Genomic DNA, 12526 nt, shown 5'->3' with positions numbered 1-12526 from the left:
CAGCATCAACCAGATGACGGTGAAGCAGCTCTCGTTGCCGGAACTGGTGGAGCAGTGCGTACGGCTCTCCGTCCCGGGCGTGGGCCTGTGGCGCGAACCGGTCGCGGAGTACGGGCTGGAGGCCACGGCCAAGCTCGTACGCGACGCGGGCGTGACGGTCACGTCCCTGTGCCGGGGCGGCTTCTTCACGACGGACTCCTGGCTGGCCTCCAACCGCGCCGCGATCGACGAGGCGGCGACCCTGGGCACGGACACGCTGGTCCTGGTCTCGGGCGGCCTGGCGCCGGGCAGCCGCGACCTGGCGGCGGCCCGCGCCCGGATCGCCGACGCGATCGCCGAACTCGCCCCGTACGCGGGGGAGCGGGGCGTCCGCCTGGCGATCGAACCCCTCCACCCGATGTACGCGGCGGACCGCTGCGCGGTCTCCACCCTGGACCAGGCCCTGGAGATCGCGGAACGCTTCCCGTCCTCGCAGGTGGGAGTGGTCGTCGACACGTACCACATCTGGTGGGACGACCGGGCCCCGGCGGCGGTGGCCCGGGCGGGCGCGGCGGACCGCATCCACGCCTTCCAGCTGGCCGACTGGACCACCCCTCTGCCGGCCGGAGTCCTCAACGGGCGGGGTCAGTTGGGCGACGGCGCGATCGACCTCCGGGCCTGGTGCGACCTCGTGGCCGGGGCCGGGTACACGGGCCCGATCGAGGTGGAGCTGTTCAACGACGAGCTGTGGGCACGGGACGGCGTCGAGGTGTTCGAGGAGACGGTGGGGAGGTTCTCGGACCACGTCGGCCGGCTCGGCTGAGCCGCGGGGCCTGGCGCCTCAGTCGAGCCAGTCCAGGGGGTCCTCCGCACCGGTGTTGCCCTCCAGAAGCGTCGTGAAGGAGACCGGCAGCCCGAGTGAGGCGAGCCGGTCGGCGGACTCGGCCGAGAGCGTCAGCTCCTCGTTCGCCCGCACCGTTCCCGCGATCGAGACCTGGGCGAAGCAGCCGGCGGTGGTCAGCGCCCCGATCCGGTCGAGCAGCGGCCCGACCTGAGCGGTCAGCGCCGCGATCTGATCGCTCAGGTCGTCCGAGAACCGCTCGTCGAGGGTGTACGCCCACCAGCCCGGTCCGTGGTGGACGGAGGCGCCGGTCTGCCGCTCCGCGGCCGGGGCGAGCCCGAGGGAGCGGTCGACGGCCGAGGGGTCCAGGCCGCTCCCGGTCAGGGCCAGGGAGGTGGTGATCGAGGTCCACACAGGAGTCACCGTTCGCTCGTGCTGGGGGCGAGGGACAGGGGAACACCGAGGCGGGCCACTCGGCGCATCTGCTCGGGGGTGAGGGCGATCTGCGAGTCGTTGTCCACGTATCCCCTGATGGTGAGGGTCACGGAGAGGCCGTTCGCCAGGAGGCCGCGCACATCCTCGGCATGCGGTTCGACCGCCGTCAGGACGGTGTCGAGCTGTTCCGGGAACACCCGTGTGGAGCGCTCGTCGCACTGGAGTCGCCATTCTCCGTCGACGTCTCCCGGAGGTCCCCACCGGCTGGGCCCGGGTGGCCGGGTCCCCGTCGGTTCGATGGTCAGCTTCTTGCTGACCTCGTCCGGGTCGAGTTCGGGCCCCCTGACGACAAGAGACACATCGGTCAGCACCCAGGCCGCGCCTTGTTGATGATTCGCATTCACCGTTCGGTCCGTTCCAGTTCCATCATCACTTGTATTCGCGACAGGCAGCCCAGTGCACGTTTCCCATGTTCTCCTTCATGAGTGCCTCGAGTGACGTACGCTGCGCTACTGTCTTTGAATTCTCATACACGGTGAAGCCGCCGCCCCCGCTGCCCTCCGGAGGGGCCAACGTGTAATTCGGTATGCGATCGCCCTCTTTGAACGTCTCGTACCACCCTCCGCTCGGATAGGAACCGCCTTCCACCGCGACTCCGCTGAGGCCTGGGAGTTTCTCGCCGTCCGGGATGTAGAAGGTTACTGTGGTTCCTTTGGGCACGACCACCTCTCCCGCGTTCCGTTCAAGGTATCCGTGTCCGGCCAGCACCGTCTCGCCGTCCGCGCGACCGCCGACCAGGACCCGGTCGGCGTAATAACGACCGTCGTCGTCGGACCATTTCCGGTCCTGGATGACTTCCGGTCTGCTGTCCATGACGGCCTTTTTGATGTCTTCGGGGGAGGGTATTTCACCGCCCGACCCGCGGCTCGTCAGGCCGTCCAGCCCGGTATGGCCCGTTCCCTTCCCGAAGTCCGGGCGCAGGCCCGCCCGGAGGCCACCGCGTATGACGCCGGCGCCCTTGGTTCCGAGAGCTTCCGGGAGCAGGCGGCCGAGGAATTCCGTCGGGTCGCCCTTCGCGGCGTCCCAGGCGTTCTTCAGTGCCCGGTCCGGGTTGGCCACCGTGGACACCAGGCCGGCGAGCGTCGTGTTGACGCCCTTGTAGTAATCCGCCGGGTGGGTCAGGTTGTACGGGTCCGTCGGGTTGACCGAGCGGACGAAGTTGAGCAGACCTGCGGTGCCCTTGATGACGCCGCCGCCGAAATGGGCCAGTTCGATGCCCTGGCCGAGGCCGTAGTCCATCAGCTCGTACTTGGCCCGCTCGCGGCCCGTCGGCTCCTTGGGTGCGTGTGCCAGCGCGGCGCGCACCGCGGCCTTGGCGGTCTCACCGGCCTCGTTCCGCGCCTTCCGGGCGTCGTTCAGGAATTCCCGCGCGCGTTGCCGCTTGGCCTTGCCCGGATCGGAGAAGTCCCCGGGATGAGGCAGCGGACTGTCCCCGTTGCGCGCCGCGTTGTAGGCGTCGACCTTCTTGTTGTACGTGTCGACCGCGGCCTTGGAGTCGTTGTCGCCCTCCTTGTACATCGCGATCGCCTCACGCGCCTTGCCCTGCGCGCTCACGATCGCCTGGGAATACGCCTCCATCGCCTTGGCCGCGTTCTCCATCGCGTCCGACGCGTGCAGCCAGTCGGTCGGCAGGGTCTGGAAATTCTCCCGGAAGGAGTTGGCCGCCTCGCCCTTCCAGTGATCGGCGTCCAGCTTCTTCATCCCACCGCCGACCAGATCGAACGCGCGTTGGAAGTCCCGAAGGTTCTTCACCGTCTCGGCGATCTTCTCCGGCCTGCCGTGGATGAGCTCGTTCGCCTCCTCGGTCTGCCCGAGCTGCTGCTCCCCGACCTCCGCGCCGAGGGAGGAGGCGGTCTCGTCACCCCAGTCCTCGACCCCTTCGGCAAGAGCGTCGTATCCGTAGTGCCGCAGGCCCTCGCCCGCTTTGTCGGTCGCGTAGTCGACGCCCTCACCGACGAGCTCCTTGCCCTTGTCGATGCCGTCGCCGATCTTGTCGATCCCCTTGTCGACCAGACCGCCCCAGTCCACCATCAGCGGTTCTCCCCCCACCGTGGCTGCTCGGCCTGATCGATGGTCTGCTGGTCGGGATCGAGCATGTCCTTGAGCTGCTCGTCCATCGCGTCACGCAGCTTCGGATCCAGCACGCCCGAGCGCTCCATGGAGTCGAGCATCGAGTCCTCGACGTCGTACGCGGTGTTCTTCCAGGTCTGCTTCACCTCGCCGTGGGCCTCGGTGAACGACTCCGGGCTGTAGTCCGCGTTGTCCCACATGTGCTGGTCGCGGATCGTGTCCCAGCGCATCTGCTTGACCTCGTCCTCGGACAGATGCGGGTTCCCGTTGAGCGAGTTCACCCCGATCTTGAACGAGTCCTTGATGTACTGCTCCTGCTCCGCGAACGAGCCCGCCGACAGGCCGACCCCCTGCGCGAAAGCGTTTCCCCGCAGCGTCAGAGCGCGTACGCCCCACTCCCACCGGTTGCAGAAGGTCTCGAACTCCGACGTCAGACCGCCGTGCCCCAACTCCAGCCCTGACAGGGCGAGATCGGAGAAGCCGCGACCCGTCGACGCCTCTCCGATCATGCCGAGCTCCTTCAGCTCGGTGTGCGCCAGATCGATACCGTTCGCGATCTCCACGAGCGCCCACGTCGGCGCCGCGAGCATCGGTTCCTCGCCGCTCATCACAACCCCCCGAGATCCACTGCCACCGCATCGGACACGATGCCCCTGACCGGCGGGAACAACACGCCGTCCGCACTGCCCGCGTCCAGTGCCACGCCGGCCGGGCCGGCCGGCTTCGGCACGTCGGAGAACGCGCAGGGCCACCGCACACGGCCGTGATCGGCCGTCCACAGGCTGCCCTGCCGGCCGAGGGCTACGAGTACGGCAGCGCGCCGGGATTTGTCGAGCAAGTGTGCAAACCGCTCCCGCCCGCGTGCCCCGTCGTCGGCCTGGCAGGGAGCGGCCGGCTCGGCCAACTCCGCCGGTCGGCAGACCTGCTGAGGCCTCGGTATGTCATCCCCGTTGTCAGTCACCGGCGGAATGCTGCCACGTGTGCGTTCCCGCGAGCAACGAAAGGCGTTGTCCACAGCCCTGGCACATCCTCCACCCGATGTCCGAGGTCTTCGCTACCGTCGGGCCATGTCCAACCAGGGTCAGGCACAGGCACCGGCTCAAGTACCCGTACAGGCGCCGCGCCTGGCAGTCGTCGAAGGGGTGCTCGAGCGGATCACGTATGCCAACGAGGAGACCGGTTACACGGTGGCCCGCGTCGACACCGGTCGGGGCGCCGGGGACCTGCTCACCGTCGTCGGCTCGTTGCTCGGCGCCCAGCCCGGTGAGTCGCTGCGTCTGGAAGGGCGTTGGGGCTCCCATCCGCAGTACGGCAAGCAGTTCACGGTCGAGAACTACACGACCGTCCTGCCCGCCACCATCCAGGGAATACGCCGTTACCTCGGCTCCGGCCTCATCAAGGGCATCGGCCCCAGGATCGCCGAGCGGATCGTCGAGCACTTCGGCACCGACACCCTCGACGTCATCGAGCGCGAGCCGAGGCGGCTCATCGAGGTCCCGGGGCTCGGACCCAAGCGGACGAAGCTGATCGGGGCCGCCTGGGAGGAGCAGAAGGCGATCAAGGAGGTGATGGTCTTCCTCCAGGGTGTCGGCGTCTCCACCTCCATCGCCGTGCGCATCTACAAGAAGTACGGCGACGCCTCGATCTCCGTCGTGAAGAACCAGCCCTACCGGCTGGCCGCCGACGTCTGGGGCATCGGCTTCCTCACCGCCGACCGGATCGCCCAGGCCGTCGGCATTCCGCACGACAGCCCCGACCGGGTCAAGGCGGGCCTGCAGTACGCCCTGTCGCGGTCCACCGACCAGGGGCACTGCTTCCTGCCCGAGGAGCAGCTGATCGGCGACGCCGTCAAGCTGCTCCAGGTCGACACCGGCCTGGTCATCGAGTGCCTCGCCGAGCTGGCGGCGGATCCGGAAGGGGTCGTACGGGAGTCGGTGCCGGGCCCCGAAGGGCAGCCGGTCACGGCCGTGTACCTGGTGCCGTTCCACCGTGCCGAGCTCTCCCTGGCCGGGCAGACGAGGCGCCTGCTGCACGCGCCCGAGGACCGGATGGCGGGCTTCCAGGACGTCGCCTGGGACAAGGCCCTGGCCTGGCTCGCCGAGCGCACCGGGGCCTCCCTGGCGCCCGAGCAGGAGGAGGCCGTGCGGCTCGCCCTGACCCGTAAGGTCGCCGTGCTGACCGGTGGGCCGGGGTGCGGGAAGTCGTTCACGGTCCGCTCGATCGTGGAGCTGGCCAGGGCCAAGCGCGCCAAGGTCGTCCTGGCCGCTCCCACCGGCCGCGCCGCCAAGCGCCTCGCCGAGCTGACCGGCGCCGAGGCGTCGACCGTCCACCGGCTGCTCGAGCTCAAGCCGGGGGGCGATGCGGCCTACGACCGGGACCGCCCGCTCGACGCGGATCTCGTCGTGGTGGACGAGGCGTCCATGCTCGATCTGCTCCTCGCCAACAAGCTGGTCAAGGCGGTGGCACCCGGTGCACACCTGCTGCTCGTCGGGGACGTGGACCAGCTGCCGTCGGTCGGCGCGGGCGAGGTGCTCGGCGACCTGCTCGCTCCCGGCAGCCCGGTGCCGGCCGTGCGGCTGACCCGGATCTTCCGCCAGGCGCAGCAGTCCGGGGTGGTCACCAACGCCCACCGCATCAACGCCGGGCTGCCGCCCGTCACCACCGGCCTTCCGGACTTCTTCCTCTTCGTGGAGGAGGAGACCGAGGACGCCGCCCGGGTCGCCGTCGAGGTCGCGGCACGCCGGATTCCCGCCAAGTTCGGCCTCGACCCGCGCCGGGACGTGCAGGTTCTGGCACCCATGCACCGGGGTCCCGCGGGCGCCGGCGCGCTCAACGGGCTGCTCCAGCAGGCCGTCACCCCGGCCCGCCCCGATCTGCCCGAGAAGCGGTTCGGCGGCCGGGTCTTCCGCGTCGGCGACAAGGTCACCCAGATCCGCAACAACTACGAGAAAGGGGCCAACGGAGTCTTCAACGGCACTGTCGGCGTCGTGACCTCCCTCGACACCGTCGAGCAGCGGCTGACCGTGCGGACCGACGAGGACGAGGAGGTGCCGTACGACTTCGACGAACTGGACGAGCTGGCCCATGCCTACGCCGTCACGATCCACCGCTCGCAGGGCAGCGAGTACCCGGCGGTCGTGATCCCCGTCACCACCAGCGCCTGGATGATGCTCCAGCGGAACCTGCTCTACACGGCCGTCACCCGGGCGAAGAAGCTGGTCGTCCTGGTCGGTTCGCGCAGGGCGATCGGTCAGGCCGTCCGTACGGTTTCCGCAGGCAGACGCTTCACCGCGCTGGCCCACCGGCTGTCGGCAGTCGTGTGAAAGACCACCCCCGACTTCCCCAAGCGGGGCGAAGGGGGCAAGATGAGCAGGTTGGCGGCACTGAGTGCCGCCAAATGGCCCAATGGTCGACCCCGAGTGCACTCTCCTGAGCCAAATGGGGGATGGTAGAGACAGTCAGGGCACCTCGAAGAAGAGGCACTACGTCGGTGAGGGATGACGTGAGCGACAACTCTGTAGTACTGCGGTACGCGGACGGTGAATACACCTACCCGGTGGTCGAGAGCACCGTCGGCGACAAGGGCTTCGACATCGGGAAGCTCCGAGCCCAGACCGGTCTGGTCACCCTGGACAGCGGATACGGCAACACCGCCGCCTATAAATCGGCCATCACCTACCTGGATGGCGAGCAGGGAATTCTGCGGTACCGCGGCTACCCCATCGAGCAGCTGGCGGAGCGCTCCACGTTCCTCGAGGTGGCGTACCTGCTGATCAACGGGGAGCTCCCGAAGGTCGACGAGCTCGCGTCCTTCAAGAACGAGATCACCCAGCACACGCTGCTGCACGAGGACGTCAAGCGCTTCTTCGACGGCTTCCCGCGGGACGCCCACCCGATGGCGATGCTCTCCTCGGTGGTCTCCGCGCTGTCGACGTTCTACCAGGACAGCCACAACCCGTTCGACGAGACGCAGCGTCACCTGTCGACGATCCGGCTGCTGGCCAAGCTGCCGACGATCGCGGCGTACGCCTACAAGAAGTCGATCGGCCACCCCTTCGTCTACCCGCGCAACGACCTCGGGTACGTCGAGAACTTCCTGCGCATGACCTTCTCGGTCCCGGCCCAGGAGTACGAGCTGGACCCGGTCGTGGTCTCCGCGCTCGAGAAGCTGCTGATCCTGCACGCGGACCACGAGCAGAACTGTTCGACGTCCACGGTCCGTCTGGTGGGTTCGAGCCAGGCGAACATGTTCGCGTCGATCTCCGCCGGCATCTCGGCCCTGTGGGGCCCCCTGCACGGCGGCGCCAACCAGTCGGTCCTGGAGATGCTCGAGGGCATCCGGGCCAACGGCGGCGATGTCGATTCCTTCATCAACAAGGTGAAGAACAAGGAGGACGGCGTCCGCCTGATGGGCTTCGGCCACCGGGTGTACAAGTCCTTCGACCCGCGCGCCAAGATCATCAAGGCCGCGGCGCACGATGTGCTCTCCGCCCTCGGCAAGTCCGACGAGCTGCTGGACATCGCGCTCAAGCTGGAGGAGCACGCGCTCTCCGACGACTACTTCGTCTCGCGCAACCTCTACCCGAACGTGGACTTCTACACGGGCCTCATCTACCGCGCGATGGGCTTCCCGACCGAGATGTTCACCGTGCTCTTCGCGCTCGGCCGCCTTCCCGGCTGGATCGCCCAGTGGCACGAGATGATCAAGGAGCCGGGTTCCCGCATCGGCCGCCCGCGCCAGATCTACACGGGCGAGGTCCTGCGCGACTTCGTCCCGGTCGAGGGCCGCTGACGCCCACCGGGCACCGCCCACGGCGCGCCGGCCGGACTTCACGGCGCGCGCCGGGCGAGTCCCACGGCGCGCGCTGAACGAAAAGCGCCCCGCCGCCGATCCCCCCACGGGTCGGCGAGCGGGGCGCTTTCCATATCCCCGGTGCGGATTCCCCCCACGGGATCCGGGCCGGGCGTCTGCCGGGTTCAGCAGAAGCTCTGCGGGTCTGCGCGGTCTGCCGGGGTACGTACGGGAGGGCCGCTCAAAGCTCCCCGGTGCACGTGCCCCGGCCAACGCTTGCCTGGGACGTCCCCCAAGACATCCCATGAACGTCCCCCAAGACGTTCTTGGCATCGCCCACTTAGACTCGCGAACGGCCCGAATGGTTACCCCTAAATATCTGTGATCTAGGTCTCTTTGTGAAGGTCCTGTGCGTCACGTGTAGGTGAATTCACGTGAACCTCCGAAGTCGCAGGCTGTTTGTCACGACAAATACGGACGAAAGTGCCATGGCCAAACCCGCGATCATCGGGTTGAGCAGCCCGAGCGCAGCCAGCGGCAGCGCGGCGCAGTTGTAGCCGAAGGCCCAGCCGAGGTTCCCCTTGATCGTCGCCAGGGTCCGGCGGGAGAGCCGGATCGCGTCCGCCGCCACCCGAAGGTCGCCCCGGACCAGCGTCAGATCGCTCGCCTCGATGGCCGCGTCCGTGCCCGTGCCCATGGCCAGGCCCAGGTCCGCCGTGGCGAGCGCGGCCGCGTCGTTCACGCCGTCGCCCACCATCGCGACCGTACGGCCCTGCGCCTGGAGGCGCCGGACCGTCGCGACCTTCTCCTCCGGCAGGACCTCGGCGAAGACCAGGTCCGCGTCGATGCCCACCTCGGCCGCGACCGTCTCCGCGACGGCCCGCCCGTCACCGGTGAGCAGGACCGGTGTCAGGCCCAGGGCGCGCAGCCGGGCGACGGCCTCCGCGCTGGTCCCCTTGACCGCGTCGGCGACCGTGAGCGCTCCTCGGGCCCGGCCGTCCCAGGCGACCTGGACGGCGCCGGGCTCCGGCACGCCCGGCACCTCGACGCCCTCGGCCGCCAGCAGCGCCGCGCGGCCGACCAGGACCCGGTGGCCGTCGACCGTGCCGCGCACCCCGAGGCCGGGCACGTTCTCGAAGGACTCCGGCACCGGGAGTTCGCCCAGGGACAGTCCCAGGCGCTCCGCCGCGCCCGCCGCGACCGCCCGTGCGACCGGGTGCTCCGAGGCGTGTTCCAGGGCGCCCGCGAGGCGCAGCAGCTCGCTCTCGTCCTCGCCCTCGTACGCGTACGCCTTCTGGAGCGCCATCCGGCCGGTCGTGACGGTCCCCGTCTTGTCGAGGACCACCGTGTCGACGCGGCGGGTGGACTCGAGGACCTCCGGGCCCTTGATCAGGATGCCCAGCTGTGCGCCCCGGCCGGTGCCGACCATGAGCGCCGTCGGGGTCGCGAGACCCAGGGCGCACGGGCAGGCGATGATCAGGACCGCGACGGCGGCGGTGAACGCGGCCGTGGCGTCCTCGGCCACGAACAACCAGGTCAGCAGGGTGCCGAGCGCGATGAGGAGCACGACCGGCACGAAGACGGCGGAGACCCTGTCGGCGAGGCGTTGCACCTCGGCCTTCCCGTTCTGGGCGTCCTCGACCAGCTTCGCCATCCGGGCCAGTCGGGTGTCCGCGCCGACCCGGGTCGCCTCGACGACCAGCCGGCCGGAGACGTTCACGCATCCCCCGCTCACCGGGTCTCCGGGCGTGACGTCGACCGGGACGGACTCGCCGGTGAGCAGGGACGCGTCGACGGCGGAGGCGCCCTCGGTCACGGCGCCGTCGGTGGCGATCTTCTCCCCGGGGCGTACGACGAACAGGTCACCGATCCGGAGGGCGTCCACCGGGACCCGTACCTCTGTGCCCGAGCGCAGGACGGTCACGTCCTTGGCGCCGAGCGCCATCAGGGCGCGGAGCGCGGCGCCGGCCTTCCTCTTGGCGTGGGCCTCCAGGTAGCGGCCGAGCAGGATGAAGGTGATGACACCGGCCGCGACCTCCAGGTAGATGCTGGAGGCGCCGTCGGCGCGACCGGCGGTCGGGTCGAAGCCGTGGCGCATGCCGGTCATGCCCGCCCGGCCGAAGAACAGGGCCCACAACGACCAGCCGAAGGCGGCCAGCGTGCCGACCGAGACGAGGGTGTCCATGGTCGCGGCGCCGTGCCGCAGGTTGGTCCAGGCGGCGCGGTGGAACGGCAGCCCTCCCCAGACGACGACCGGGGCGGCCAGTGTGAGGGAGAGCCACTGCCAGTTGTCGAACTGGAGGGCCGGGACCATGGCGAGCAGGACGACGGGTGCGGAGAGGACGGCGGAGACGGTGAGCCGCTGACGGAGCGAGGCGAGCTCCGGATCCGCCTGCGGCGCCCCCGGTCCGGGGTCCGCGGCCTGGTGTTCCGGGACGGGAGCCGGCTCGGGTGCCGGCGGCGGGGGCTCCTCGGCCGTGTACCCCGTCCTGACGACCGTCGCGATCAGATCGGCGACCCCGACGTCGGGCAGGTGCTCGATCCGCGCCTTCTCCGTCGCGTAGTTGACGGTCGCCGTGACGCCGTCCATGCGGTTGAGCTTCTTCTCGACGCGTGCCGCGCAGGAGGCGCAGGTCATCCCGCCGATGGTCAGCTCGGTGGTGAGGGCGGAGGCGGGGCTGGAGGTCATGTGCGTTCCAAGCGGGAGCAGGGCCGTACCGTCGTAACGGTACGGCCCTGCCGGGTTATGCCGGGGAACGGCTCGGGCCTCAGGCGCGGCCGACGAGCTCGTAGCCGGCCTCGTCGACGGCGGCGCGGACGGCCTCCTCGTCGAGCGGGGCCCCGGAGACCACGGTGACCTGACCCGTGGCGGCCACGGCCTTGACGGAGGAGACTCCGGCGATCTCGGAGATCTCGCTGGAGACCGCGCCCTCGCAGTGGCCGCAGGTCATCCCCTTGACCTGGTAGACGGTGGTGCGTTCGGTCTTCGTCTCGGCGGTCATGACGGTCTCCTCTTCGAGGACGGTGCTGGTTCAGGTTCGTACTGAAACACAGGCTATACCCCCTGGGGGTATAAATCCACTCCGCCTGACCGTCATCCGGCAGGGTCTCATGGTAGATACCCGATATGTCGTATTCGGGGACCACACTGATCCTGATCATGACGATCGCCGTTCTGGCGCCGCTGCTGGCCTACGGGGCGGCGCGCCGGCTACCCGTACCGCTCGTGATCTTCGAGATCCTGCTCGGCATCCTGATCGGCCCGGATGGGCTCGGCTGGGCCCATGTGGACGCGCTGATCGACGGCCTCTCGGAGCTCGGCCTCGCGATGCTGATCTTCCTGGCGGGGTACGAGATCGAGTTCGGCAAGGTCCGCGGCGACACCCTCAAGCGCTCGGTGGGAGCCTGGCTGATCGCCCTGGCGCTCGGTCTGGGGATCGGGGCGCTGCTGGGCGGCGGACTCCACAAGGGCGTCTTCATCGGTGTGGCCCTGACCAGTACCGCCCTCGGCACCGTCCTGCCGGTGCTGCGGGACGCGGGCCATCTGCACGGCAGGTTCGGCTCGGTGGTGATGGCCTTCGGGGCGGTGGGGGAGTTCGGGCCGATCATCGCCATGGCGCTGCTCCTGAGCGGACGCAATCCGGCCGAGTCGACGGCCCTGCTCGCGGCCTTCGCGGCCCTGACGGCGGCGGCGGTCTACTGGGCGCTGCGCCCGAGGCCGCCGTGGTTCTCGCGGGTCATCGCCAAGACGCTGCACAGCAGCGGCCAGTTCGCGGTCCGCTTCGTCTTCCTGCTGCTCGCCCTGATGCTCGGGGCCTCGCAGGCTCTCGGCCTCGACGTGCTGCTGGGTGCCTTCGCCGCGGGTCTGATCACCCGGCTCGTCCTGACCGGCGCCGCCCCGGAGTCGGGCCCGGCCATCCTGGAGAAGGTCGAGGCGGCCGGCTTCGGCTTCCTGGTGCCCATCTTCTTCGTCGTGACCGGCATCGAGTTCGATCTGGACTCGCTGCTCGGCGGCGGGCGCACGCTGCTGCTCCTGCCGGTCTTCCTGCTGCTGTTCCTGGTGGTGCGTGGCGGACCGGTCTGGTTCCTGGCCCCGGACGACCTGGGACGCAAGGGCCGCGGTGCGCTGGCGCTCCACAGCTCCACGGCCCTGCCGCTCGTTGTCGCGATCACTGCCATCGGCCTCGACGACAAGGCGCTGACGGCCGGTGAGGCGGCGGCGCTGGTGGGGGCCGCGATGGTGTCCGTGCTCGTCTTCCCGCTCCTCGCGCTGAAGATCGGGGCGGGGGTCGGGGAGAGGGCGCGGCCGACGGAGTCGGTCACCGGGTCGGAGCCGTGGTGAGGGAGGA

General features: G+C 69.6%; 10 protein-coding genes. 4 read left to right on the top strand and 6 right to left on the bottom strand.

Features of this window, described 5'->3' with window-relative positions; genetic code table 11:
* The first annotated feature begins 13 nt into the window (after positions 1-13).
* A complete protein-coding gene (locus ACZ4VW_RS15035; RefSeq protein WP_467962527.1) occupies positions 14-802 on the top strand; it encodes a sugar phosphate isomerase/epimerase family protein in 789 nt (262 codons plus the stop codon).
* Positions 803-820: 18 nt separating this feature from the next.
* Here the strand turns inward: ACZ4VW_RS15035 and ACZ4VW_RS15030 are convergent, their stop codons facing one another.
* The 4 genes from ACZ4VW_RS15030 to ACZ4VW_RS15015 are packed head-to-tail and all read right to left on the bottom strand — an operon-like array spanning position 821 to position 3993.
* Complete coding sequence (locus ACZ4VW_RS15030; RefSeq protein ID WP_467962234.1) at positions 821-1234, bottom strand: DUF4279 domain-containing protein; 414 nt, start codon at positions 1232-1234, stop codon at positions 821-823.
* A 5-nt stretch (positions 1235-1239) separates the two neighbouring features.
* Positions 1240-1626, bottom strand: coding sequence for a DUF4279 domain-containing protein (locus ACZ4VW_RS15025; RefSeq protein WP_467962232.1), 387 nt, complete (start codon positions 1624-1626; stop codon positions 1240-1242).
* 58 nt (positions 1627-1684) lie between these two features.
* A complete protein-coding gene (locus ACZ4VW_RS15020) occupies positions 1685-3346 on the bottom strand; it encodes a putative T7SS-secreted protein (RefSeq protein ID WP_467962230.1) in 1662 nt (553 codons plus the stop codon).
* Positions 3346-3993 carry a hypothetical protein gene (locus ACZ4VW_RS15015; RefSeq protein WP_467962229.1) on the bottom strand — a complete coding sequence of 216 codons (648 nt, stop codon included), beginning with the start codon at positions 3991-3993 and terminating at the stop codon, positions 3346-3348. Before ACZ4VW_RS15015 ends, ACZ4VW_RS15020 begins: the two co-directional genes overlap by 1 nt.
* Before the next feature lie 459 nt (positions 3994-4452).
* Here ACZ4VW_RS15015 and recD2 point away from each other — a divergent pair, with 459 nt between their 5' ends.
* Together recD2 and ACZ4VW_RS15005 are read left to right on the top strand one after the other, a co-directional pair.
* Positions 4453-6708: an SF1B family DNA helicase RecD2 gene (gene recD2, locus ACZ4VW_RS15010; protein ID WP_467962228.1), complete on the top strand. Its 2256-nt coding sequence runs from the start codon at positions 4453-4455 to the stop codon at positions 6706-6708.
* Between the two features lie 179 nt (positions 6709-6887).
* Positions 6888-8177 carry a citrate synthase gene (locus ACZ4VW_RS15005; RefSeq protein ID WP_467962226.1) on the top strand — a complete coding sequence of 430 codons (1290 nt, stop codon included), beginning with the start codon at positions 6888-6890 and terminating at the stop codon, positions 8175-8177.
* Positions 8178-8607: 430 nt separating this feature from the next.
* Here the strand turns inward: ACZ4VW_RS15005 and ACZ4VW_RS15000 are convergent, their stop codons facing one another.
* Together ACZ4VW_RS15000 and ACZ4VW_RS14995 are read right to left on the bottom strand one after the other, a co-directional pair.
* A complete protein-coding gene (locus tag ACZ4VW_RS15000; protein ID WP_467962224.1) occupies positions 8608-10866 on the bottom strand; it encodes a heavy metal translocating P-type ATPase in 2259 nt (752 codons plus the stop codon).
* 79 nt (positions 10867-10945) lie between these two features.
* The gene (locus ACZ4VW_RS14995; RefSeq protein WP_467962222.1) at positions 10946-11179 is read right to left on the bottom strand and encodes a heavy-metal-associated domain-containing protein; all 234 of its coding nucleotides are present in this window, start codon (positions 11177-11179) and stop codon (positions 10946-10948) included.
* Between the two features lie 125 nt (positions 11180-11304).
* On the opposite strand from ACZ4VW_RS14995, the gene ACZ4VW_RS14990 reads away from it, so the two are divergent.
* A complete protein-coding gene (locus tag ACZ4VW_RS14990; protein ID WP_467962220.1) occupies positions 11305-12519 on the top strand; it encodes a cation:proton antiporter in 1215 nt (404 codons plus the stop codon).
* Positions 12520-12526 lie beyond the last annotated feature (7 nt).

It is taken from the genome of Streptomyces sp. NPDC029139 (genome assembly GCF_055564335.1).
Note: the sequence above shows the minus strand (reverse complement) of the source record. Positions and strands in the feature narration are given on the sequence as shown.